The 24259-nt window shown below is 60.1% G+C and carries 26 protein-coding genes; 12 read left to right on the top strand and 14 right to left on the bottom strand.

All coding sequences use genetic code 11. The features are described from left to right. Positions 1 to 43 precede the first annotated feature (43 nt). Genes V2B23_RS02140 through V2B23_RS02130 form a run of 3 tightly spaced genes read left to right on the top strand, consistent with a single transcriptional unit; the run spans position 44 to position 2011 of the window. Positions 44 to 652: a winged helix-turn-helix domain-containing protein gene (locus tag V2B23_RS02140; RefSeq protein WP_430948807.1), complete on the top strand. Its 609-nt coding sequence runs from the start codon at positions 44 to 46 to the stop codon at positions 650 to 652. A gap of 2 nt (positions 653 to 654) precedes the next feature. Further along, positions 655 to 1371, top strand: a complete 717-nt coding sequence (locus tag V2B23_RS02135; RefSeq protein ID WP_430948806.1) for an SRPBCC domain-containing protein — start codon at positions 655 to 657, stop codon at positions 1369 to 1371. Next, positions 1364 to 2011, top strand: coding sequence for a maleylpyruvate isomerase family mycothiol-dependent enzyme (locus tag V2B23_RS02130; protein ID WP_430948805.1), 648 nt, complete (start codon positions 1364 to 1366; stop codon positions 2009 to 2011). Before V2B23_RS02135 ends, V2B23_RS02130 begins: the two co-directional genes overlap by 8 nt. Before the next feature lie 25 nt (positions 2012 to 2036). Here the strand turns inward: V2B23_RS02130 and V2B23_RS02125 are convergent, their stop codons facing one another. Next, positions 2037 to 3473 carry a DUF2252 domain-containing protein gene (locus tag V2B23_RS02125; protein ID WP_430948804.1) on the bottom strand — a complete coding sequence of 479 codons (1437 nt, stop codon included), beginning with the start codon at positions 3471 to 3473 and terminating at the stop codon, positions 2037 to 2039. Positions 3474 to 3522: 49 nt separating this feature from the next. Continuing rightward, positions 3523 to 3942 (bottom strand): DUF1622 domain-containing protein, encoded by a 420-nt coding sequence (locus V2B23_RS02120; RefSeq protein WP_430948803.1) that lies wholly within the window; start codon positions 3940 to 3942, stop codon positions 3523 to 3525. A gap of 242 nt (positions 3943 to 4184) precedes the next feature. Here V2B23_RS02120 and V2B23_RS02115 point away from each other — a divergent pair, with 242 nt between their 5' ends. Then, a complete protein-coding gene (locus tag V2B23_RS02115) occupies positions 4185 to 4907 on the top strand; it encodes a methyltransferase domain-containing protein (protein WP_430948802.1) in 723 nt (240 codons plus the stop codon). A 46-nt stretch (positions 4908 to 4953) separates the two neighbouring features. Then, positions 4954 to 5790, top strand: a complete 837-nt coding sequence (locus V2B23_RS02110) for a lysostaphin resistance A-like protein (RefSeq protein WP_430948801.1) — start codon at positions 4954 to 4956, stop codon at positions 5788 to 5790. Between the two features lie 98 nt (positions 5791 to 5888). Here V2B23_RS02110 and V2B23_RS02105 read toward each other — a convergent pair whose 3' ends face one another. Both V2B23_RS02105 and V2B23_RS02100 read right to left on the bottom strand, forming a co-directional pair. Beyond that, a complete protein-coding gene (locus V2B23_RS02105; protein ID WP_430949162.1) occupies positions 5889 to 6269 on the bottom strand; it encodes an SHOCT domain-containing protein in 381 nt (126 codons plus the stop codon). A 168-nt stretch (positions 6270 to 6437) separates the two neighbouring features. Then, positions 6438 to 6650 carry a three-helix bundle dimerization domain-containing protein gene (locus V2B23_RS02100; RefSeq protein ID WP_430948800.1) on the bottom strand — a complete coding sequence of 71 codons (213 nt, stop codon included), beginning with the start codon at positions 6648 to 6650 and terminating at the stop codon, positions 6438 to 6440. Positions 6651 to 6840: 190 nt separating this feature from the next. On the opposite strand from V2B23_RS02100, the gene ppk2 reads away from it, so the two are divergent. The 4 genes from ppk2 (at position 6841) to V2B23_RS02080 (ending at position 12568) form a co-directional block, all read left to right on the top strand. Beyond that, positions 6841 to 7707, top strand: coding sequence for a polyphosphate kinase 2 (gene ppk2, locus V2B23_RS02095; protein WP_116104390.1), 867 nt, complete (start codon positions 6841 to 6843; stop codon positions 7705 to 7707). Positions 7708 to 7738: 31 nt separating this feature from the next. Then, positions 7739 to 10522: a cation-translocating P-type ATPase gene (locus V2B23_RS02090; protein ID WP_430948799.1), complete on the top strand. Its 2784-nt coding sequence runs from the start codon at positions 7739 to 7741 to the stop codon at positions 10520 to 10522. 79 nt (positions 10523 to 10601) lie between these two features. Continuing rightward, entirely contained in the window at positions 10602 to 12305 is a 1704-nt protein-coding gene (locus V2B23_RS02085; RefSeq protein WP_430948798.1) for a SulP family inorganic anion transporter, read from the top strand. 17 nt (positions 12306 to 12322) lie between these two features. After that, a complete protein-coding gene (locus V2B23_RS02080) occupies positions 12323 to 12568 on the top strand; it encodes a hypothetical protein (RefSeq protein ID WP_430948797.1) in 246 nt (81 codons plus the stop codon). A gap of 9 nt (positions 12569 to 12577) precedes the next feature. Here V2B23_RS02080 and V2B23_RS02075 read toward each other — a convergent pair whose 3' ends face one another. Beyond that, positions 12578 to 12922 (bottom strand): zinc ribbon domain-containing protein YjdM, encoded by a 345-nt coding sequence (locus V2B23_RS02075; RefSeq protein ID WP_430948796.1) that lies wholly within the window; start codon positions 12920 to 12922, stop codon positions 12578 to 12580. Positions 12923 to 13033: 111 nt separating this feature from the next. Here V2B23_RS02075 and V2B23_RS02070 point away from each other — a divergent pair, with 111 nt between their 5' ends. Genes V2B23_RS02070 through V2B23_RS02060 form a run of 3 tightly spaced genes read left to right on the top strand, consistent with a single transcriptional unit; the run spans position 13034 to position 15882 of the window. Beyond that, positions 13034 to 13666 carry a TetR/AcrR family transcriptional regulator gene (locus V2B23_RS02070; RefSeq protein ID WP_430948795.1) on the top strand — a complete coding sequence of 211 codons (633 nt, stop codon included), beginning with the start codon at positions 13034 to 13036 and terminating at the stop codon, positions 13664 to 13666. Further along, positions 13627 to 15258 carry an MDR family MFS transporter gene (locus V2B23_RS02065; RefSeq protein ID WP_430949161.1) on the top strand — a complete coding sequence of 544 codons (1632 nt, stop codon included), beginning with the start codon at positions 13627 to 13629 and terminating at the stop codon, positions 15256 to 15258. Before V2B23_RS02070 ends, V2B23_RS02065 begins: the two co-directional genes overlap by 40 nt. Positions 15259 to 15285: 27 nt before the next feature. Next, positions 15286 to 15882, top strand: coding sequence for a CHAP domain-containing protein (locus tag V2B23_RS02060; RefSeq protein ID WP_430948794.1), 597 nt, complete (start codon positions 15286 to 15288; stop codon positions 15880 to 15882). Positions 15883 to 16219: 337 nt separating this feature from the next. On the opposite strand, the gene V2B23_RS02055 is transcribed toward V2B23_RS02060, so the two are convergent. The 9 genes from V2B23_RS02055 to V2B23_RS02015 all read right to left on the bottom strand — a co-directional run bounded on the left by V2B23_RS02055 (position 16220) and on the right by V2B23_RS02015 (position 24228). Continuing rightward, complete coding sequence (locus tag V2B23_RS02055) at positions 16220 to 17281, bottom strand: ABC transporter substrate-binding protein (protein WP_430948793.1); 1062 nt, start codon at positions 17279 to 17281, stop codon at positions 16220 to 16222. Continuing rightward, on the bottom strand, positions 17278 to 18087 hold the full coding sequence (locus V2B23_RS02050; RefSeq protein ID WP_430948792.1) for a hypothetical protein: 810 nt from the start codon (positions 18085 to 18087) through the stop codon (positions 17278 to 17280). The genes V2B23_RS02055 and V2B23_RS02050 overlap by 4 nt, the downstream gene beginning before the upstream one ends. A gap of 190 nt (positions 18088 to 18277) precedes the next feature. Further along, a complete protein-coding gene (locus V2B23_RS02045) occupies positions 18278 to 19531 on the bottom strand; it encodes a DUF3500 domain-containing protein (protein ID WP_430948791.1) in 1254 nt (417 codons plus the stop codon). A 276-nt stretch (positions 19532 to 19807) separates the two neighbouring features. Then, positions 19808 to 20311 carry a DinB family protein gene (locus tag V2B23_RS02040; protein WP_430948790.1) on the bottom strand — a complete coding sequence of 168 codons (504 nt, stop codon included), beginning with the start codon at positions 20309 to 20311 and terminating at the stop codon, positions 19808 to 19810. Between the two features lie 766 nt (positions 20312 to 21077). Next, complete coding sequence (locus tag V2B23_RS02035) at positions 21078 to 21200, bottom strand: hypothetical protein (RefSeq protein WP_430948789.1); 123 nt, start codon at positions 21198 to 21200, stop codon at positions 21078 to 21080. Continuing rightward, positions 21197 to 21580 carry a VOC family protein gene (locus V2B23_RS02030; protein WP_430948788.1) on the bottom strand — a complete coding sequence of 128 codons (384 nt, stop codon included), beginning with the start codon at positions 21578 to 21580 and terminating at the stop codon, positions 21197 to 21199. Before V2B23_RS02030 ends, V2B23_RS02035 begins: the two co-directional genes overlap by 4 nt. Before the next feature lie 372 nt (positions 21581 to 21952). Further along, positions 21953 to 22549, bottom strand: a complete 597-nt coding sequence (locus V2B23_RS02025) for a hypothetical protein (protein ID WP_430948787.1) — start codon at positions 22547 to 22549, stop codon at positions 21953 to 21955. A gap of 181 nt (positions 22550 to 22730) precedes the next feature. Beyond that, complete coding sequence (locus V2B23_RS02020) at positions 22731 to 23297, bottom strand: hypothetical protein (protein WP_430948786.1); 567 nt, start codon at positions 23295 to 23297, stop codon at positions 22731 to 22733. A gap of 424 nt (positions 23298 to 23721) precedes the next feature. Continuing rightward, a complete protein-coding gene (locus V2B23_RS02015; RefSeq protein WP_430948785.1) occupies positions 23722 to 24228 on the bottom strand; it encodes a MarR family winged helix-turn-helix transcriptional regulator in 507 nt (168 codons plus the stop codon). Positions 24229 to 24259: the final 31 nt, after the last annotated feature.

Raw genomic sequence — 24259 nt, 5'->3', positions numbered from 1 at the left:
TTTTTGTCTTGACAATATTTACTGTCGGTGGGATGGTTTCCTCATGTTGGAAGTCGCAGTCATCGACAAACCCGCCGTCGCGGAAGCGTCACTCGACCCCGTCCGGCAAAAGATCCTGGCCGCACTCGTGAACCCGGCATCCGCTGCTGCACTGGCACCGCTCGTCGGACTGACCCGCCAAAAAGTCAACTACCACCTGCGAACCCTCGAAGAACACGGACTCGTCCATCTCGTCGAGGAACGCAAACGCGGAAGCATGACCGAACGAGTCATGCAAGCAAGTGCCGCGTCGTACGTCATCTCCCCTGCCGCGATGTCCGCACTGGCTCCCGATCCACGGAAGTTCCCAGACCAACTCTCGGCGCGATGGCTCGTTGCTGTGGCAGCGCGAATCGTGCGAGAGGTCGGCGAATTGATCGCCGGAGCAACCGCCGCCGGAAAGCCTCTTGCGTCTTATGCCATCGACAGTGACATCACTTTCGCGACAGCCGCAGACCGAGCGGACTTCGCCCGCGAACTCGGCGAAGCAGTCAACGGCCTGGTTGCCAAGTATCACGACGGCAACACCGCGGACAGCCGCCCGCACCGCCTTGTCGTGGCGCTGCATCCCAGCGTGAAACCGTCCACACACTCACCCGAATCGGAGAACTAGCCATGTCGAAGAAGTTCGAAATCCGCCGCGAAGTTGTTGTACCCGGAACCCCGGAGCAGATCTGGGCTGCCATCTCCGCCGAGACTGCCGGATGGATGTTCCCATCGCCTCTCGAGATTCCGGCCGACGGTTCGCGCCCCGACAGTCCCGTCATCGCTACCTGGGAACCGCCCACCGAACTCGGCATCCACATGGACGGCCCCGATGGCTGGTTCAACCACCTCGAATATCTCGTGGAAGCCCGTGACGACAGCACGGCCGTGGTGCGCTACGTCCATGCCGGAGTCTTTGCCGACGACTGGGACAACCAGTACGACGGAGCCAGCAAGCACACCGACTTCTACCTCCACAGCCTCGGCCAGTACGTGCGTTACTTCGCCGGGCAGAGCGCCACCTACGTCGGCGCCGAAGGTCCGGAAGCATCCGGCACACCCGCAGCGATGGCAACTCTGCGCAGTGCACTCGGAATCGGATCCGACACCGCCGTGGGCGACACTGTGACTTTCGACGTTCCCGGCATCGGCACGATCACTGCTGTGATCGACTACCTCAACGACTGGTTTGTCGGACTGCGTACCGACGACGCACTGCTTCGGTTCTACGGCCGAAATGCCTTCGGCGGCAACGTCGATGCGGCGCACCACCTTTTTGCCACCAACGCCGACGGAGAAGCAGCCTCAGCAGCTTGGAAAGGCTGGCTGGACGGCGTCTATGCGTAAGCGCGATATGCACAGCAACGCCCTGTGGTCTGCCGTCGAAACCGAGCGCACTGCTCTGGTCGACGAGCTTGTCAGTCTGAATCAGGCACAGTGGAGTCACCAGTCACTGTGCGGACGGTGGACTGTCGAGGATGTCGTCGCGCATCTCACGGCGGCGGCGAGCGTCGGCGCACGGCGTTGGATTGTCAGCGTCCTGGGCACACGGTTCGACTTCGATCGACACAACGACCGACGCCTCGCCGAGTATCGAGGCACGACCCCGGCTGAGACCCTCGAGCGGTTCCGCCGCGTTATCACCAGCAGAACCTCGGCGCCGGGGCCAACTGCTGCATGGCTCGGCGAGGTGGTCGTGCACGCCCAGGACATCCGGCGTCCGCTCGGACTCTCATACATTCCAGCCGTCGAGACAGTCACCGAGGTTGCGCGTTTCTACGCTCGACGGGACTTCACTGTGGCCAGTCGCAGCACAATCAAAGGTCTTCGCGTCGAAGCGACCGACGGGCCATTCTCGACCGGCGACGGTCCACTAGTGAGCGGCACGACCTTGGCACTCACTATGGCCATGGCTGGGCGGCGCGTTTACTGCGACGAACTCACCGGGCCCGGAGCAGCGACAGTGCGGGAGCGTTGCACAACCTGACTGCGCTCCAGCAATGCCGCGTGGTTCAGATTCCGGTCTGTGCCGTCACCCTCCCCTTGTCGATCGCTGTCATAAGTGCGGCATGATCACGAGCATTGCGTTTGGTGTACGCCGAGGCAAACTCACTGATCGCGAAGTCGAATTCCGTTCCCTCGCCAAGATATTCGGCAATCGCAATGCGGTCACCCGATCGAGCGTGTGCATAGGCCAGAACGCGAGCACACAGGCGTCCGTACGCCTCCATACCTTCTGGTTTCATACCTTCGATCACCGCTGAGCCCTTACCGTCTCGAAGTTGACGGATGTAGAAGTCATGCTCGAGTTCGTCCGGACCTGGCCCTCGCTCCCAACCGAGAAAGATATCGCTACTGGCCTGCATCAGTCGCTGACCATTCACCACCCGCTCCCCCTCATTGCGGAATATCGGGCCATTCACGTAGCCGGACAACACCGACGGCAACGCCTGCTTGACCTGCAGGATCAGTGGATCATCGGCGTCACGTCCCTTCATCAAGATCATCCACGCCCGCGTGCCGACACTGCCCACGCCGACCACCTTGCGCGCCATGTGCATCATCTCGAAGCTCTGTAACAGCACGCGGCGGTCCCACTGAAGGGTGCTGCGGTACGAACGAATTCGTCCGTGGAGCACCTCTTCGACATCCTCGAGATCCCGCCCGTCGTACAGCTCCTCAACCGGCACAATCAACGGAGGATCACTGATGAATCGCCTTCTGCCATCGACAATCTCGGTAAATTTCGACGCGGCTTGCATGCTGTCCCGTCGGCGCGCCTTATCGAGAGTGGAACGCGCCCGTTCGAGCATTCGCTTCTTGATCTGATTACTCAGCTCTTCGAGGCCGTCCTCTGGTTCGATGTGCGAATACCACACCGCGAGGTTTCCCAGCTCCGCCTGACGAATCATCGTTTCCCGATATTCGGCGGCGCAACCAAGAGTTATCTTTCTACGTTCCTTACCTGAATATCCGTTGTCCTTACCCGCTATCGCCAAACTTGCCGCCAGACGTTTGACGTCCCATTCGAAAGGTCCTGGGTAGGTCTCGTCGAAATCATTGATATCGAACGCCAGCTTTCGCTCCGGGGTGGCGTAGACCCCGAAATTGCTCAAATGCGCATCTCCACAGAGTTGCGTATTCATGTCGGAATTTCGACTCCGTGAAAGGTCGTCGCACATAACCAGCGCGGCCCCACGAAAGAACGAGAAACGCGACGCCGACATACGGCCGTAGCGAATCGGCACCAACTCAGGCACGCGAGATTCGGCCTGAGATTCCAGAAGGGAAATCGGGTCGCGGTCGCTGTCAGCAAGTTCAGCCAGCATCGCGAGCGGCGTTTCTCGGCGAGCGTGCTGTCCGAGAGCCTTGCGGTCCCTGACGCTGGGGTGCTGCGCGGGTACTGCTTTGTCAGCTGGCGCAACCTTGTCGACCGGTACTGCAGTCATCTGCCCGACCTTTCAGTCCTCGGTGGGCCTGCGGAGTTGACGGCCCTTGCTACGGCTTCGAGGCGTCGGACGCCGCGTCTCCACCTGATCCGCGTGCAGCACGGACCAGCAATTGGGGACTCGACACCAACGCCTTGCGCCATGGAAGTACCCCGTCGATCTCAATCTGAATCGACAGGCTCAGAACAGTTCGAATCAAGACGATCATGCCCAGCACAGCCGCATCTGTCAGAGAAGGCGACGACGTCACGGTTTTCACGAGATCTGCGGCAACCAGAATCTCCAGTCCCAGAAGAATGACGGCACCGAGGGTTTCACGGAGAGTCTTGAATGCCGCACTTCCGTTGCGGGTACGAAACCACGAACGACCGGCAATGACGAAGGCGAAGACAAACCCGAAAACCATCGAGACAACACCAAGCACTTCAAACCATTCGGTGACCCACTCGAAGAACTTGATCTTGTCCATGGAGATGATTCTCGAGGTATATCGCTCAGAAGTCGAGCAAGCGCGCCGATTCTCTTCTGCCAACCCATCTATCAGAACGTGTGCTCTAATTGGCCGGTGATGACTTTCGTACAGCTCTGGTGGCCGCATTCACTGCGGCCTTGAACTGTGCACTTTTCGGCCGCCCTCTCGCGCGGCCGACGATTCTCGCCTACATGTATCCCGGTTGACGCAGTGAGATGCCCCTACTGTGAGGACCGAGCATGACCTTCGAAAACGACCATCGCGTCAACGGAATCGGCAATGTGCTGATCAGTTCTCGTTCGCTTGCCGAATACCGGGCGATGTTCGCCCTCACCGACGATGACCTGTCCGTGCGAATCCTCGACTGCCCCAGCGGCGGCTCGAGTTTCACCAGCGAAGTAAGCAACCTCGGCGGAAATGTAACTGCATGCGACGCAGCCTATCTCGGAAACAGCCCCGATAATCTGGCTGCCATTGCCCTATCGGAGACCGACCGCGGGAACCAATATGTCCGCGCGCACGCAGAAGTGTACGAATGGACTTTCTTCGCTGATCCCGATCAACACCAACGCGACAGGGCGCGCGCCTCGCAACAGTTCGCAGCTCATATTCGCCAACACCCCGACCGCTACATCGCGGGTAGGCTGCCGACACTGCCCTTCCCTGACGCCAGCTTCGATCTGGTACTCAGTTCCCACCTGCTCTTCAGCTACGCCGACACCTTGGACCACACCTTCCACGTCGACGCAATTACCGAATTGATGCGCGTTACCTCAGGCGAGCTGCGTATCTTTCCGTTGGTGGCTGTGAGTTCGGTGGAACCGTACCCACAACTTGCCGAGCTTCTGTCAGACCTGCGAGAGCGCAACATAGCCGGCCGCACGATCGAGGTCGACTACAACTTCCAAAAAGGCGCCAACCAGATGCTGGTGTGCAATCACTGGCCGTACGTCGCACAGTGAATTTCGCGTGACTCGCGAATTACCGGGGTTCCCGTACGATCTGTCAGTGACCAATACAACTCCCGAAAAGTCGGGTTTCTTTAGCCGCCCCACACTTTGGAAGCTGCTCTTGGTAGTCGTTGTCTATCTGGCATTCTACGTCGCCGTCGGGCAGGTGATCTCGCGCGTTTTCTCCGATCAGATCAACACCGACAACGTGGTGGCAAGCGCCTCCAGCATTATCTTCGGACTTGCATTACCCATCGCAATCGGCGCGATCGCGCTGCTGATATTCATCACGAAGCTGGGCTGGCTACGCAGCATCTTCGGTCCGCAACCTATCCGCGGTCGCGGCTGGATGTGGATCGGTCCGATTCTCGTAACCGCCGCAATTGCCGCACACCTGACCGGAACCGACTGGAGCGCGTGGTCCGCCGGCGAGATCATCTCGCTAGTTGCTCTCGGTGTGTGCGTCGGCATTGCCGAGGAACTCCTCACCCGCGGTATTGCGGTGAAGATGCTGCGTGACGCCGGCCACGGTGAACTCATCGTCGCGGTCGTGTCGTCGCTGCTGTTTGCCCTGATGCACACCGTCAACTTCATCTCCGGGATGAAAGCATCGACCGTCCTGGCCACCGTCGTCTACACGTTCGGTTTCGGCATGTGCATGTACCTGGCCATGCGCGTGACGGGCACGATCTGGGCCGCAATTGTGCTGCATGGTCTCACCGACCCGACAACGATCCTCTCAACGGGCGGACTCGACACCTCAGTGACCGGAGCCAGCGGCGCCTCGAGTGTTGCCTCGCTCCTCACAGTCCTTCTGATCATCTTCGGCGTAGTCGCCGTCTTCCTCATCCGAGGGCGAGTCAGCACAGATCAGCCCGCGAACACCGCCGCCTGACAGCAGCCTACCTTTCGGCGCAGCCGAAAGATGAGAAGCCGCCGACACCTACGGGTTTCGGCGGCTTCGTCATGTTCGGGAACCGGAAGGCACATTGCTCACTGCATGATGGTTTTTGCCTTGAGCGCTCGGAACTCATCCTCGTTGATCGCGCCGGCGTCGAGAAGGCCCTTGGCGGCTGTGATCTGATCAGCCGAAGATTGTCCAGCGACCTCACGAACGTACGCGCCCTGTGCCTGCATCTGCTTTTGCGCCGCGGCAATCGAGCGCTGCGTCATACCGTCATTCCGGACGATCACATAGATCATCGCCGACAGGAAGGGCACGACAAACAGGAAAATGATCCAGATCGCTTTGTACCAGCCTGACAACTCGTGGTCTCGAAACAGGTCTGTGATGATCGAGAACAACACGCTCAAGTAGGCGACAAATGCGAGACAGACAAACATGAACCAGAAAAACTCCCAGAAGCCTTCCATTGCGGCAACTCCGTACTGTCGATGTTTCCGGATAGGAAGCCAGGTCACTATTTCACTACCTGCGACGTCCCACTTGTGAATCTGCTTGTGTGCACTGCTCCGGTCGCCAACAGCGGCTCGCTATGACCCGAAACCCATTCTTACCGTCTGTAATTCATAACACATGGACTACGCACCAGCACCTGTTATGGCGTCGGTGATGTCACGCCGGGCGGCCTTTTCCACGAGGAGCGGGACGAAAGCCCGTATCCGCCCCCTTTTGAATCGCGCGTGAATCATCCGCACGCTTCGTTCGATATCTACAGGTGCGACGGTCGGATAACGGGTGATCAACCGCGCAATCACCTGTTCGACCTGGAGCAACTCTTCGTCGCCGGTCATCGGCTAATCGTCTGTCCGGTAGCCAGCTGCCGTCAAGACTCGAAATAGATTCGAAAGCATCACGATTCGGGATTCGATCAAGCCAGGAATAACTTTGCCGATCACGGGGCATACACAAGCAAAGGGTGTGTTTGATCAAGAACGTCCTGCGTGGAAGCACTGTCCGGAATATGGGTGTCGAGGAGCGAGCGTGGGAAAGAAGTCGAAGCACAAGAAACACAAGAACTCTGAGCTCGAAGCTCCCCGAGTTACCGGCGTGGAACCCTCCTCGGCCGTGACAGAAAAGCCCATGAAGTACAAGGAATACCGCCGTGATCTCAAGCCTGTTCACGCAGAACTCGTTGCATTGCAGGAGTGGGTCAAATCCTCCGGCGCCAAGGTCTGCATTGTGTTCGAGGGCCGTGACACTGCAGGAAAAGGTGGGGTGATCAAAGCGATCACCGAGCGAGTGAGCCCTCGCGTCTTCCGCGTTGTTGCACTCCCGGCCCCGACTGAACGGGAAAAATCCCAGATGTACATCCAACGGTATGTGCCGCATCTACCGGCAGCCGGCGAGATAGTCATCTTCGATCGCAGTTGGTACAACCGTGCCGGAGTCGAACGGGTCATGGGCTACTGCACGAACGAGCAAGCACACGAATTCCTTCAGCTCATCCCGACAGTCGAACGCGCAATTGTGGAATCCGGGGTCATTCTGTTGAAGTACTGGCTCGAGGTGAGTGAGGAACAGCAAATGCTGCGCCTGCAGAGCCGAATCGACGACCCACGAAAAATCTGGAAGTTGTCGGGCCTCGATCTGAAGTCGTACAGCCATTGGTACGACTATTCGCGGGCCCGCGACGAGATGTTCCGCTATACCGACACAGGATGGGCGCCTTGGTATGTCGCGGTCAACGACGACAAGAAGCGCGGCCGGCTCAACATCATCAGCCACATCCTGAGTCAGATTCCGTACGAACCCTTGGAACATCCCGACATCAAACTGCCACACCGACAACGCCCCGACGGATACAAGACACCCCAGCAACCGCTGCACTGGATTCCTACCCCCTACTGAAAATCCTGCCCAGGGAAAGGACGTGCGGCACATGAGCCCCACGGAAGCTGCGCCGCAAAGTCGAGCGCATTCAGACTCAGCCGACAACACGCCCTGGCATGCCCAGAGCGCGGAGTCCGTCGTCGCAGCGTTGACTTCCGATCAGGAGTCGGGGCTGCGTGCCGACGACGCGGTGGACCGTCGTCGTCAGTACGGGCCCAACGAAATTGCGTCGACGCCACCGCCCTCGATGTGGTCGATTGCGCTGGCGCAGTTGAGGGATCCGATGAATCTGATGCTGGTCGCGGTGGCTGTGGTCAGCGTTGTCATCGGTGAAATTCCCACTGCCATCGTGGTTGCGGTACTTGTCGTGCTCAATATCGTGCTCGGCACCCGGCAGGAGGTGAAAGCCCGAGCCAGCGTCGATGCTCTTGCAAAAATGCAGACGCCCCAAGCACGGGTAATCCGCGATGGGACACTGATCCAACTCGACGCCACCGAGCTGGTGCCTGGCGATATCGTCGAACTCGAAGCGGGCGATATCGTCGCCGCCGACGGACGCCTCCTCACCTCTACCACTTTGGAAACTCAGGAAGCGGCGTTGACCGGTGAAAGCGCACCGATCCCGAAGGACCCGACGACGCTGGGCACCACAGACATTCCCCTGGGAGATCGAAGTAACCTGGTGTTCCAGAACACCTCGGTCACCCGCGGTACTGCCACCATGGTCGTCACCGAAACCGGTATGCATACCCAGATCGGGCAGATCGCGTCGATGCTGTCGGCGGTCGCACCTGGCAAGTCTCCGTTGCAACGCGAACTCGACTCGCTCACCAAACTGCTCGGCATCATCGCGTGGGGCGCAGTGACGATCATCGTGGTTATCGGCGTGATCCGTGGCCAGGACCTGACAACTCTTCTCCTGCTGGGTATTGCGATGGGAGTCTCCGCAATCCCGACCGGCCTACCCACCTTCGTCCAGGCGATGCTGGCCTATGGTGCACGTCAATTGGCCGACGCGAAGGCAGTCGTCAAAAACCTCACCGACGTCGAGACCCTTGGTGCGACGAGCGCCATCAACTCGGATAAGACCGGCACGCTGACGATGAACCAGATGACCGTACGGTCGTTGTACGTCCACGGCCGGTGGTACACCGTCGAGGGCGAGGGTTACGCCAAGACCGGGAGAATCACGCAGGTCGCAGGCGAGGCGCCACCGGACTTCACGCTGCTTGCGTACGGCCTGTGCCTCGACAGCGACGCCACCGTCTCCGATGCCGGCGAGGTTGTGGGCGACCCGACCGAGGCAGCACTCGTTGTACTCGCGGCAAAGATCGGCGTCGACGCCCCACTCACCAGAAAGGCGTATCCGCGGGTCGCGACGGTGCCCTTCGACTCCGCATACAAGTTCATGGCGACGTTCCACCATCTCCAGGTCGACGGCGGTAACCAATTTGTGGAACTGGTCAAGGGTGGTCCGGACGTGGTCCTGGCTCGGTGCTCCACGGCGTTCCTGCCTGGCCGTCGGCCTGTACCGATCGACGAGGTCCGTGAGGAACTGACAGCGGCAAACCGGGCTATGTCCGAGAAGGGCCTTCGGGTACTGGCGTTTGCCGTTCGACGACTCGACGGACAGGAGTCAGCTGTGGGGGCCGACCCCATGTCGTTTGTCGAGGACCTCACGTTCGTCGGCATGGCCGGCATCATCGATCCCCTTCGCCCGGAGGCGATCGAATCGGTGCGCACCGCCCACACGGCAGGCATCCATGTCCGCATGATCACCGGCGATCATGCGATCACCGCGTCAGCGATCGGAGCCGAACTCGGACTCGGACCGGGCGCCATCGGAGGCGGCGAACTTCAAGCCATGACCGACGAGGACCTGTCGAACGCGATGCCGAACCTGCATGTATTCGGCCGCGTCACCCCGCAGGACAAACTGCGTCTGGTCGACATCATGCAGAAAGATGGTGCGGTTGTCGCGATGACCGGTGATGCCGTTAACGACGCCGCCGCACTGAAGAAAGCGGACATCGGTGTGGCGATGGGATCAGGCAGCGAAGTGACAAAACAGGCGGGCAAGATGGTGCTCACCGACGACAACTTCGGGACCCTCATCACCGCAATCAGCTTGGGACGCAATATCTACGGCAAGATCGTGTCCTACATTCGCTACCAGATGTCGAAATTGTTCTCGCTGGTTCTGCTCTTCCTGGCAGCGAGCATTTTCAATATCAACGAAGGTGTCGCGCTCACCCCGCTGATGGTGCTGTTCCAGCACTTCTTCATCACCCTGTTCCCTGTTGCGGTCATCATGCTCGACCCGCCGCCCCCGGACCTGATGAAGAAACCACCCCGAGATCCCAAGACGCCGATAGCCAATCGAAGGGCAGTCATACAGTGGCTGGCTTACGGCATCCTGCAGTTTGCCGTCACACTTGCCGCGATGCTGCTCGCCCCAGGCGAGATGAGTACCACCGAGGCAAATATTCCCATGACCATGGCGTTTGTGGTGCTGTCGTTGGGCTCCATCTTCGCCGGCCTGACTATGCGTCGTGATCCGGAATCCGGCCTCATTCCGCCGGTGCTCGGAGCCCTCAAGATCTTGGCGATACCCACCGTGGTTACCGTGTTCGCCGTCGAGGCAGGGGTACTCCAGGATCTCCTCATGACCACCTCGCTGACGGGTAGCCAGTGGCTCGTCTGCCTCGGATGGTCGCTGATCATTCCGATCGTCGTGGAGTTGGACAAGGCGATCCGACGCCGACGCCTCGTGCAGCCGTCCCCTATTCCCGCCACATCTGCGGTCGCCCCACAGCGTGCTCACGCGCGATGATGCACACTCGTCGTACCGACAGGGTGACTGATTTGACGGATATCTGAGCTTTGTGGCTGCGACGGGAAGGAATCGAGAAATGTCGTGGACAGAGGGTCTAGGTCGACTGCCGGGGATCGCGACCGCCCGGGGATACCACCGTGAATGGCTGCGCACCGACATCACAGCCGGCCTTGTCCTCACCGCCCTGCTGATACCGGCCGGCATGGGGTACGCCGAAGCCGCGGGACTTCCGGCATACGCCGGTCTGTACGCCACCATCGTGCCGCTCCTCGCATACGCCCTGGTGGGACCGTCGAAAATCCTAGTGCTGGGACCAGACTCGTCGCTCGCACCACTTATCGCTGCCGCGATTCTGCCACTGGCCATCGTCGGCGACGAAGACAACGCGCTCGCGCTGGCCGGTGTCTTGGCCATCCTGGTCGGGCTCATTCTCCTGATCGGAGGATTCCTGCGCCTCGGTTTTGTCACCGAACTGCTCTCGAAACCCATCCGACTCGGCTACCTCAATGCCATCGCCCTTGTCGTTGTCGTCGGTCAGATTCCCAAACTGCTGGGGTTCTCCGTCGACGCGTCCGGCTTGCTCGGTGAAGTAGGTGAGATCGGAAAGTCCGTGGTGGGCGGGGACATCGATCCCGTCGCTGCCGCTGTCGGAATCGGCTCGCTTGCTGTCATCATCGCGTTCCGACTCTGGGTCCCCGTCGTCCCCGGAGTCCTGGTGGCCGTCGTCGGCGCAATCATCTTGTCCGCCGCTGCCGGCCTCACCGATGACATCGGGATGGTCGGCGCCCTCCCTGAAGGTCTCCCCCTGCCCTCTGTCGGCGGCGTCAGCTGGCAGGACGTCGGGCACCTGATCGGACCTGCGGCCGGTATCGCTCTGATTGCATTTGCCGACACCGGCGTTCTCTCCCGCACCTTTGCTGCCCGGCACGGTGAGGACGTGAACGGCAGCACCGAAATGAAGGCAATCGGCGTCGCCAATGTGGCGGGCGGACTGTTCGGCGGATTCCCGATCTCGGCGAGTGGCTCCCGAACACCGGTAGCCGAACAAAGCGGTGCCCATACACAATTGGCGGGAGTTGTCGGCGCACTCGCCGTGCTGGTCTTTGTCCTCGTCGCCCCAGGCCTCACCGCGTACCTACCCGACGCGACCCTCGCAGCCGTGGTCATCGTCGCGGCCTGCGCTCTGATCGACGTGGGCGGAATGGTCCGGATGTGGCGCATGAGCACCGTGGAGTTCGGCCTCGCTGTCGCAGCATTTCTCGGCGTTGCACTCGTGGGGGTACTCCAGGGCATTCTTGTGGCGATCGGCTTGTCGTTTGTCGCGGTGGTAGCGCAAGTCTGGCAGCCACATCGCACCGAACTCGTGGAGATCGCGCACCTCCAAGGATTTCACGACGTCGAACGACATCCCGACGGACAGCGCATTCCCGGGCTGGTCCTGGTGCGATTCGACGCTCCACTCTTCTTCGCGAACGGGGAGATCTTCGACGAGTACGTACGCTCCGTAGTCGCCGACGCGCCGACGCCCGTCGAATGGGTAGTCATTGCAGCAGAGCCGATTACCGGCCTCGACACCACTGCAGTCGACGAATTGGTCGACCTCGACACGTACCTCGAAGGCAAAGGTATCCGGCTGGCGTTTGCCGAGATGAAGGGGCCGATCAAAGACAAACTCATCAGATTCGGCGTCGGCGACCGATTCGATGCGACTCATTTCTTCCCGACCATTGACGCTGCCGTCAACGAATTCCGCAGCCGAAGCGGGAACACCAACCACTAATCCCGGGAGTGCGGCACATGGATTCGTTCTGGACGGTCTTCTGGCTCAGCGTGATCTCGCTCGCGCTGCTGTCTTACCTGGTACTGCTGTTCGAGATCAGCGCCGACCTCTTCCGGGACCGTCAGACATCGGGTTGGATGCGCGCTCTCTGGGTGTGCTTCCTGCTCCTCGTGCCCTTTGTGTCGGGCCTGGTGTACGTCATCGCGAAAAGTGACGGCATGGCCGAGCGATCCCGAATCGCCGACGGAGCCTCCCATATCTGACGGGGTTCGTCAGACCTTCTTGACGACGCTCGACTTCAGCTGCATCGGGCCGATACCGTCGACCTTGCAATCGATGTCGTGATCACCGATCCCCTTGACAAGACGGATGTTTCGCACTTTCGTACCGGATTTGATACCGGTGGGACTGCCCTTGACCTTGAGCGTCTTGATGACAGTCACGGTATCGCCGTCGGTGAGTACGTTTCCGACGGCGTCCTTGATGACGCCGTCTTCTTCGGCGGCCGATTCTTCCGGCGCCCACTCGTGTGCGCATTCGGGGCACACCATGAGCGCACCCATCTCGTAGGTGAACTCACTGGAGCATTCGGGGCACGGCGGCAAGGTGTCTTCCACGCGATCAGCCTATCCGCCGCCCCGGCTACCCAACTTTTGCACTTCATAACCAGTTATTGGTCAATATTTTGCACTTAATGAAAGTTTGCACTCTGTGCAATTATTGGAGGCATGGGTAGCGAAACACCAGGTCTTCGAGAACGTAAGCGCATTGCCACACGCGAACTGATCGAACGCACCGCCGTCGAACTCGTCCTGGAACTGGGTTACGACGAGGTGACCGTGGAACGGATCTGCGAAGCCTGCGATCTGTCCACGCGCACGTTCTTCAACTACTTCCCCACCAAGGACGCAGCGGTCGGCGGAATCGCGATAGTCGTCCCGCCCACAGAGGTGATCTCGGAATTACTCGACGCCCATCCGAACGACCCACTGCACGGAGCACTGGCTGTCTTCGCCGAAGCCATGAAGATCATGGACCAACGACCTGATCTTCTCGTCCACCGACGCCAATTGTTCGAGCGACACCCGACCTTGCTCCAACAGCATCTGGCCACGTTCCACGAACTCGAGGACACGCTCACCCGGATGCTCACGGAGGAACTACTCGAACGACCAACCCACGGTCGACTACCCGCCGATATGGCCGCGGCCGACGAGGCCACCGCCACCGTGATCATCGCCGGAGCCGCCATGCGCTATGTGTTCCGAGCCTGGCAGAACAGCGAAAGAGATCGTCCGCGAGCCGAACTCGTTGATCCCGCATTGACGTTAATGACCCACATCCTCGGGGCCACCCAGTAGTTCGTCTACCGCTCTCGTCACCAAGGAGCCACATGTCCACTCGAGAAGTTGCATCAACAAGCGCAGACGAACCAGACACCGCGTCGGACAAACGATCCATCATCCTGGTGTTCGTCGGCCTGATGATCACGATGCTGCTGGCGTCCCTCGACCAGATGATCTTCAGCACGGCGTTGCCCACCATCGTCGGCGAACTGAACGGCGTCAATCACATGGTGTGGGTGACAACCGCCTACATCCTGGCGTCGACGATCATGATGCCGGTCTACGGAAAAATGGGCGATCTGATCGGCCGAAAAGGCCTGTTCATCGGGGCGATCAGCATCTTCATCGTCGGTTCTGTGATCGGCGGTTTGTCCCACGACATGACCACGCTCATCGCCGGCCGCGCAGTTCAGGGACTCGGCGGTGGCGGCCTGATTCTGCTGTCGCAGGCCATCATCGCCGACGTTGTGCCAGCCCGTCAGCGCGGCCGCTACATGGGCGCGATGGGTGGAGTCTTTGCGCTCGCATCGGTTGCAGGTCCGCTCCTGGGCGGTTGGTTCACCGAAGGCATCGGTTGGCGGTGGGCGTTCTGGATCAACGTGCCGTTGGGTCTGCTCGCGATAGCCAGTGCGTCGGCGTTCCTGCATCTACCCAAACCCAAGCTCGGCAAACCGTCCATCGACTACCTCGGCATGATCCTGGTTGCCACTTCTGCAACCTGTTTGATCCTGTTCACGACGTGGGGCGGCAACACCTACGACTGGGATTCCGCCGTCATCATCGGTCTGATTATCGGCAGTATCGTCAGCGCAATCGGCTTTGTGATGGTCGAGCGACGAGCAACCGAACCTGTCATTCCCATGCACCTGTTCTCGGAGCGCAACTTCGTCCTGACCACAACCGCCGGACTGATCATCGGAATCGCGATGTTCGGCGCTCTCGCCTACCTCCCCACCTACATTCAGATGGTGACCGGCAAGAACGCCACCGAAGCCGGTCTGATGATGATTCCGATGATGGCAGGACTCCTGGTGTCCTCCATCGGTTCGGGACAGATCGTCAGCAAGACCGGGCGCTACAAAGCCTTTCCGATTGTCGGCACGTCCATCGTTGCCGTCTCTCTGGTTCTGCTTTCCAGACTGACTCCGTCGACATCTCTAGTCGTGTTCGGGATCTATATCGCCATCATGGGCGTCGGCCTCGGTCTGGTTATGCAGATTCTGATCCTGATCGTTCAAAACACCTTCCCTGCAGCCGAAGTCGGTACCGCAACCGCGTCGAACAACTTCTTCCGCCAGATCGGCGCGTCATTGGGCAGCGCGATCGTCGGCAGCCTCTTCGCATCGCGGTTGTCCAATCTGCTTGCAGAGCGCTTGCCAGCCGGCGGCGGTGGTGTCGGCGGAGAGGAGAACTCACTGACTCCGGGAATCCTCTGGAAATTGCCGGATCAAATCCGCGAAATCATCGTGGGCGCCTACAACGACGCGCTGGCGCCGATCTTCATGTACTTGGTTCCGCTGGTGGTTGCCGCGGTCATTCTCCTTCTTTTCGTGAAGGAGAAGCCGCTAGCCACCACAATCGACCGCTCAGCAGCGCCGATCGAGTAGAAACCGATTGTTCGCTATTGTGACGTGATGCCCGCCGAGACGAGTCCGACCAGATCCAGATTTGTGGTTCTGGTCGGATTTTGCGCTGTGCTGGCAATTGTCATCGCCGGCGGATTCTGGTGGGTCAGCCGTAGCAACGACGCGCTGGCCGGCGAAACACTCGACGCCTTCCCCACCCTCGATCACAGCACCCTCAGTGAGTCACAGTCCGAGCTGGTGGCCACGCTCGAGAAGGAATGGGAATCCGGTGCGCCAGGCACGACGTATGCCGAAGGTGTCGAAGAATCCTGGTGCGCTGACTTTGTCAGCTGGAATATGAACAAGATCGGCATGCCGTATTCGAACCCCAATTCCGGTTCGTGGCGAATCCCCGGTGTCTACACCTTGCAGGAGTACTACGAATCCGTCGGAACCTTTGTGCCGCTCGATCAGGACTATCGACTGAAGACCGGCGACACGATTCTGTACGACGATTCCAGCCCCTTCGGGCAACACGTCAACATCGTGCTCCGCAATGACGCCGGCATGGTCACCACTGTGGGCGGCAACGAGAACAACTCGGTGATGCTTCACCGATTCAACCCTGATGATGTCGCCGGCATCGTGGGGTTCGGGTCGTTCTGACGGCGCAGCGCAAAGTCGCCCCCCTTCTCCTAGATGTTGCGAGGTGAGCGGAAGGTTGGTGAGGCGAGTAGTTTCTGGTGTCCGTTGGGTCGATCGGACCGTGGCACTAAATTCGGTAAATTTCATGTTTCCGTCCGTGACTGATTTCAGTTCTCGGTGAATGAAGCATGCCGTAAAGGGAATCCGCCCACCTGATCTCGAGTACTTCCAACACAAACGGAAGGGCTGGCAGATACTCTGCCAGCCCTTCCGACACTGCGACTGCAAAGTAAGAAGACTCCCCCGGGCTCGGGGCTACGATGCGCTGTCTACACCTGCAGATTCACGTCCACTTAGATCACGAAGCACGTGAGACTGCGGTGCTCAGCGCGTTGGTGATTCGGTCCGCGCCCCAAGGCAGCGAGATCGGGGACGGGAAGCCAAGGGCATTCGGCACTCCGGAGTTGCGGGCGATCGACACAACCGATCCGCGTTGGACCGCAGACAAATTGCGCCACTGCTCGTTGTCGCGCATGTAGTCGATGTCCCCCGCAGGTGAAATGACAACGGCGATGTCGGTGTCGAGTTGGGCGACGTACTCGTAGCTGATCACTCCTCGCCCGTCAGCGTCCGTCGGCACCGTCTGCGCCCAGTCGGTCAGCTGGAAACCCAAGTCCTTCATAAGCATTCCGATACCGCGATCCTCACCGGCGAGGATGTACAACTGCCCGTTCAGGTCTCCGATCACTGCGTTGAAATTCACGCCCTCGAATTCGGGGTGAGCAGCCCGGACTGCGGCCAGATCAGCCTCGGCCGATCCGACAGCGTCCGCGGCTTCATCCTCTCTGCCGAGCGCCTTGCCGATCTTGCGCGTCGAATCCTGCCACGGTTCCACGTTGGCCTGTTCATCGAAATGCACGACCGGGGCGATACTCGAAAGCTGCTCATAGGCACGCTCATTCAGACTCCACTGACCGGTGGCGACAATGACGTCAGGATCGAGCGCAACGATTTGTTCGACGTACGACTGCGGGTCACCCTCGAACAGCAGTGTCGGAATCTCCTTGTCACCGGCGGACAGCAGCGCGTCGACGCCACCACCGGGGTTCGGCGGCAATACTTGATATCCCATGTCCGCCAACGCGTCGACCTGCCAGGGCCACGCCCCCACGCCGTTCGTCGAGACGAGGATGTTCGTATCAGTGGGCAGTGCGATGGGCGCGACACCCATCGAGATCACCATGTCTGCGTCCTGCGGCGACAACGGGAGCACTCGCTCGGCGCCGAGCGGAACCTGCGCTTCACCGAATTTTCCTGTGACGGTGACTGTTTCCCCGTCGGCAGTGTCGAGGGAGTTCCCGCCGCACGAGGTCAGGAGAAGTGCGAGGGCAACGAACGCTGCGGAGAGTGCGCGCTTCACAGCGGGTGTCCATTCGGTCCGCCGGGATTGCCGGGAACGGTGCACGTAGCCATAGCGCGATGCGCCAGGAAACAGAGACTGTCGTTACTCAATTTCCACTGCCCGTCTATCCAATACCATTTGAGTGTCGCTTGTCCCGGCGCGGAGCCGGGCAACGAGGTCACGAGCTGGGCGCGCGCCACCTCGTCGGTCACTGTGACGGGGTCCGTGAGATCCCAGCGATAGATTCCGGCCGCGATGTTCAAGGCACTTCCCACAGCTCGCACGGTGGGTACGCCGGCCGCGCCGCCTTCGAGCGCCGAGGCGACATCCGCGTCACTTGTCGCCGAGTTGAGTCCGCGCTGCAGTTGACTGTTCAGTTCGGCAATGTCGGGCGTCGACGGCCCCTCGGATGCCGATGAAACCGCAGGGGCGGCACTCGCTGCTGGGGCGCTGGTCGAGGCAGGTGCTGCGCCCGCTACCGGGGCGCTGACCGCCGCCGACGCTGCAGGTGCGGGGGTGGCCGCCGGAACCGGAGCCTGAGGTTCGAGCACGGCGACGCCGTCGTTGGCCGCAGCGGCGGTCGAGCCTGCGGTGCCGGCCCCCGCCGGAGAAGCCATGGTCACGACCACCTGACGTTCCTGGTCGCCGAGGTTCATGCCAAACAGAACGAGTCCGGGGATCGCAATCCCAACAACCATTGCCGCACAAGTGGAAACCGCGACTGTCGGCCAATGAACGCCGCGGCGCGGCGCGGCGGTTTGTTGATAGCGACCGGCGTCCTCGTCTCTCGACTCATCGAGGTCGTAGTCCGTCTGAATGCTCATTGCGTCGTCTCCGTTAGGCGCTCGGTCTTCCTGGTGGCCCACTTCGTTGAGGCCGTTGCGTGGCGAGTGGGTTCTCACCATCACGTCAGGATTTAGGTTAGCGTAGGCTAACACTCACATAACGGTCGACAGTACATAGGCCCGGAAGCGAGGGGTTGAGCGATCCCTTGCTAACGCTCAATTCCCAGAGTCAGCCTCCGTTCCGCGGGGTGCCCATCGATCCGGCCGGCGCTCCCCCGCCGACCATGCCGGAAGCTTCCTGCTGCGTAACACTGTTGGCATAGTCATTGGTGGGGTCTCGGTAGATGGTGTGGATGTGACCCCAACCCGAGGTTGTGTATCCCGCGACATCAGCGCCGGCCGATCCCTGCTGGTTAGCGAACTCGATGTACACATTCGGGCCGGAGATCTGGAAGTAGATTCCGCCCCCTTGCGTCATGTCGTATTCGGTTGCCCCGGACCAGTTCACGTATGTCTCGTCCAAGGTGGCTTCGATGGCAGCGAGTTGCTCCGACGTCGTCTCTTCGTCGGCCAGGCCCGCCCAGTTCGCAATCACGTCGAGCAGAAGTTGTTTCTGTTCCTCCGTCAGGTCAGAGCCGGCAATACCCGTTCCAGTGGGGTAATCACAGGTGCTCCCCGGCGCACACACCATGGTGGATACGCTCTCGCTCTGATAGAGCTGAGCCTGTTGCTCTTCCGTCAAGCTGTCGTAGAACGCGAATGCGGTTTCATAGGTGGTTGCGAAGGGTTGTACCTCGTTACCGTCGGAGTCCGTGTAGACAGCGGGCTGAAGACCGAGGTGCGTCGGGGCGAAGGTAATGGAGTCAGCGGCGCCGTCCATGGTGGCGTTGATACCGAGGTGGTGGCCACCGAATTGAAGCTCCCATGTGCCCGAATCCGACGGGTCGCCGAAGAACGCGATGTAGTACTGGCCCAATGATTCCTCGGTCGCACTGCTGTTATCGTGCAGGAACTCGTCGCCGCCCATAATGCCGGTGACGGTCTCGTATCCCTCATCGCTGAGGAGAGCTTCGAGCACCTTCAACGCCGCCGCTTGCTGCTCGCCGGTCAACTCGGAGATGTTAAGCCCGGCACGGTCGACGAACGTCACCGGGAAGTTCGACCACGACGTGGTCTTGGTCTCGTCGTCGTACGCGTACGTCACCTGCTCGCGCTGCTCACTCGACAGAGTCTGCAGAAATGCCTCAGCCGCTTCGGCGGTGCTGGTGATGGTCTCGGCCGTGGCACTCGAATCGCCCGTGGTGGTCGCCGAATCTACGGTCTCGACGTCAGCGACTGACACCGAGGTAGTCGAGCTGGTGGCGGTCGTCTCGGCGGCACACCCGCCCAGGATCAGACCGCCGGCCAACAGCGCAGACACTAGGGCCATGCGGCGGCGACCATGTTTGGCCGCGGGAGAACTCTGAGAACTGTGAATCGTCATGACACAAAAGGTATTCGGCAATCCTGCACACCCTCCGCGAAGAACCTGGACGTTTGCTGTGAGAAACCTGCGGCCAATCAGTCTCCTGCCACAGCGCAGCGCAGGACGCGAGATCGGCCGGCGCGATTTCGACGCCGACTGGTTGAGCGTTACGGTGTTCGAACGAATACTCAGATGACGAACTCCGACCGCTCAACGCGTATGCCCGCCCAGCGCGTGAGGCTGCCGACGACTCGCGCGGCTGGCGAAGTACGGAACTTCCGTCTGCGCGAATTGTCACGAATTCGGCTGTCGCAGTATCGGTTTTTCGATCTGTTCACGAAGGATATCGCCGTGACCTGCATGTCTGGCGAACTCTTGGGTCATGGCGAGCAGCGTCCATCGCATGCTGACATTCCCCTCACGCGGGTTGTCCATGGTGTCGTCAAGGTCGAAGCCCGACACAATCACGCGTGACCGTTGGCTTGCGCGCTCGAACTCGGCGATGACATCTGTCAACAACTCGTCGTCTGCGACAGCGAAAGTACCCTCGTCCCGGCGCGAGTACCCATCGCATTCGGATTCGCCGAGTTTTGCCCAAAACCGTTGGAACCAGATCCGTTCCGCGGCAGCGGCATGCTTGATCAACGAGATCGGCGTCGTCAGGGATGAGACGAGCCGTCGGCGGGAGTCAGCTTCAGACAGGCCCCGAACAGTCTCGATCAGTGCCTCACGACTCTGGTCGAGCATATTCTCGATGATCGACCGCTCCGTTCCGGAAGTAATTATGTTGATGGGCATAAGGTTTCACTCGATTCTGTTGTGTGGATAGTCAAGCTAGGTCGCCATGTGTCAGTCGGACTGGGGTATGCAAGGCAGCGATCCGTTTCAGGGTGACGCGAAATGTCCGGAGCGGAGAGACGAGTCGGGGAAAGAGCATGCGATCCGCTTGTCGTCAGGGAATTGTCGTCAGGGAATGTGCGCTCGAGGGCTCCAATAGAAGGGCCAGCGCTATAGCGCGTTCCACAGTGTTAGTGGACGACTGCCACAACGCAGCCTATCGCACAGTTGCGTTCGGGAAAGGAAATCTCGACTGCACCGGTGCAGGCTTCGGATCGGACGCGTTCCGGATGCGCCCACCTGGGCTCAGGATATGGGAGATCTACATCAGAGAAACACATACCACCGCCACCGAATGTCGGCCATTGCTCTGAACTTCTGTGTGTTTACGCAGTCCTAGCGTTCGGGGACTGCGCTCGACAGGGTCGCTACGTCGGCACCGTTAGATACACAAGTGCGCCAGCCGTCACTACAGCGGGCGCGACGGTAATCCACCATGACCAACGTCGATCCTCACCCACGATGCGAAGCGTTGAAATCATCCATGACAGCCCACTGACACCTAGCAGCAATGTCAGCAATCCCCCGACGAGAAGCTCATCGGGGCGGGTCATCGAAGACAGCAATTCCGGCTGGTTGTACCGCATTGCAAGCAACCCAACGATTGGCAAGATGGGCATCAACGCGATGAGAACCACGAACCATCGCGGCGATGGTCGTTGATTCTTTACTGCGTGCACAACCGTGATTGTTTCCGGCCCAGTTCATCGGAGCAGCGCGGCTCAGCATCGGCCATGTCCAGAACATGCTGTGCGCCGTTTTCGTCGTACTTCTTCCCCACCGATCTCATCCTCCGACTCTCGAAAAATTCTGAGGAAGGCTCAGACAAAACGGATGACCCGCGGGATCGAGGAGTACGCGGCATTGCTCGGGCGCAAATTGTTCGGAAGCGATTCGCGCTCCAAGTCGAACAGCTTCAGCTTCCGCGGCATCCAGATCAGCGACGACGAGGTCCAGGTGAAGTTGTTTCGGCACCGCACTTCCGGGCCAGGACGGCTCGAGGTGATCCGAAACTCGCATCATCGTCAACAATCCTTGCGCGATCTTCACGACAACGAACTTCTCACTGGAGTAAGTGATTTCTCCGTCGAGTAAATCGCGCCAGAAGGCCGCGAGAGTCTCGGGGTTATCACAGTCGAGTGTTATCGAACCCAGATGTGCAACAGCCATATACGGGAGATTACCTCGCACAAGGAGCACTGGTACCGAAACGACAGTGCCGGCGATGAACCGAGGCCGGCACGCCAGCACTGCCCTTTCGATCTCGCTGTCCGGCAACCAACCACAGCGCTGCAACCATCCCCGGAATCCATCGGAAACGACGTCAACAAGTCGTCCCCGCTCGCACGACGCTGCGGTCGAACCCCGTGTCACTCGCAAGATTGTCGCGGCGCTTTATGCCTCGATCCCCTGCACGAGGACAATGGGACACCGAGTCCAGAGACTCCGAGATCCCACTCCCCCGCGATCAATGGTCAATCGATTCAGCCTGCGTTTCGGACACCGACCAGACGGACCATTTCTCTTGCCACACAATGAAATTCAGTGGTACCGATTTGGATCCGCGGGGGTGTACGGGGCAACGGTTACCGCGTCGATGCGCGGATCCGCGATGAGCAGTTCGATCGCTTCGGCCGGTCCGCCGATCACTGCGAAGTCGGGATCGACATCGTTTGCGACACACCAAGCGTGATCCGCCGGCCATATGAACGCCGGGTCAGCGTCGGACGCACCCCTCGGGTCAAACTGGACATCGTGGCCCCAGTCATCCCAATCCGTCAATGCACCGCGGAACAGCCAGTAGTCACGGTTGGGGATCCTCACCATCGGAATGTCATCGCCGATGACCTCACATCCCCAGCCGTCCCACAAGCAGAAATAACAGTTATCCGGCGTGGAGGTGTAACCGGATAGTAATTCCAGGACGGTTGCGAACTGCCCGGGGTTCTCCACATACCAACTTTCCGCAAAACCCAGATCCGTTGTCGTCTGGACCTCGGAAGGAACGTCGGGAAGGAATCGAAGCCTTGCATATGCCGGAAATCCGACCGGCCCCTTGGCCGACAGTTGGTACCACGGCATATCCTGCCCGACTAACCAATCGGATGCCGACACATCGGTGCATACGCTCAGGCTCATCCGCTCATTATCCCTGACAAATAGTCGGCCATTCACCCCCGAATACAAAGGCACGCCCCGACACTGAACGGCTCCCGTTCCGCAATCTTGGACGCCCAAAACCAGCACTCAGATCGCGCTGTGAGATTCGGTCGGTGTATTCGCGACTGCCTCCGGCGCCAATTCGACGCCGTTGTGAACGTCAGAAATGGTGGGTCTTGGCATCACCTGTTCGCGACTCGGTCGGAGCAATGAGGTGCCCGGTTGCGCGTGCTGCGAGGAGGAGTCCGACCAAGGTCAGTCCTGCCGCTCGACTACCTCGGTAGCCGAGCCGATCCGAGCACATCCTCTGTAGTGAGGACTGCGATACATCCGGCCGGGACTGCTTCACCGTTTCACTCGAGCCCGAAGTCGTCACTCTCAGCTCCCTTTCCGGCACCGGGTCGATCACGGAACCGCAGTCCACCATGCGCGACCCGACGCTGTCTACCGAGGCGGAAAGGGGTGCGAGTACCGCTGCTCCGCTCGTGACCAGCGCCAAGGCGGCAAAGCACGCGCACGTGGAACCGAACAGAACCGAAGACTCACTGCGCCGAACCTTTCTCCACCAGAAGTAGGTGAGCGCGACCCCGGCAACTACGAACACCAGGCCAGTCCACCAGTCGAAGAAACCGAGCAGGATATACACGAACACCAGGATGAGCGTCCAGAATGCTGCACTGAGCCATTTCGTCGGCGATCGGTTGTCTCGCTGTTCTTCGGTTGCCATCGTGTCATTCTCACCGAGTCGTAGCCGTTTCATCGAGAGATGCGATCTAATCTGCCGGGCACCTCGAGTCCCTCTATCAGCTTCGCAAACGAAACTCCGCCTGCCGCCGCTGGACTCAGTACCCACCGAATCCCCGAAGACGAGCTCAGGTCGCCCACTGTCGGTTTCCCTGGATGCAGTTGCTGTTGCAAAGCCCAGACACCAGCGTCGCCAAGGGCGCCGCGATTGATCTGACAAACCCGGTCGAAATCTATTGCAGATCAATCAATCTGACATCCGTGAGTCTTTATCCTCCACTGCTCGTCCGAGCGCGGTCGCCGGACGAGCCAACCTGCCATGTCACCGAGATCGGCGGAGAGTGCTGCACTGGGGCAAGGATTCGACTTCTCGCGGTACCACGATCGTGCGGCCTTACGGAGCGGAGCTACGCCTGAGAGCGGAGACTACCGGTTTCAGGTTCGGTGCCGTTCAGTTGTTGACGCACCGTGGTTGCGATGCGGGCGAGCGCAGTGCCGAGAGCGCGCTGCTGCGCCGCACTGAGTGGGTCGAAGACCAGCTCTCGCACGCGTTCGACGTGGCCGGGCGCGCTGTCGACAACCTTCTGGAGCCCGGCCTCGGTCAGCGTTGCAAGTGTGTAGCGCCCGTTATCTGGGTCTGGGCGGCGAGTGACCCACTGGCGCTGCTCGAAACGGACCATCAGCTTCGACATTCGGGGCTGACTACTGTCGCACTGCGCAGCCAGGTCGCTGAGTCGCATCGTCAGGTCGGCGGCCATCGACAGACGCGCGAGCACGCTGTACTCGAAGTTCGATGTCTCGGCGTCCTGCTCCAATTGCCGATCGAGCAACGTTGGCAGAGCGATGACGACGGTAAGCAGGTCCTGCCACACCGCTTGCTGGTCTTCGTCAAGCCATCGCGGCGAAGTTGTCATGGTGTCAAAGCCTACATCCTTCACAGTCATT

Source organism: Rhodococcus sp. 24CO (genome assembly GCF_050586165.1).
GTDB lineage: Bacteria > Actinomycetota > Actinomycetes > Mycobacteriales > Mycobacteriaceae > Rhodococcus_F.
Note: the sequence above shows the minus strand (reverse complement) of the source record. Positions and strands in the feature narration are given on the sequence as shown.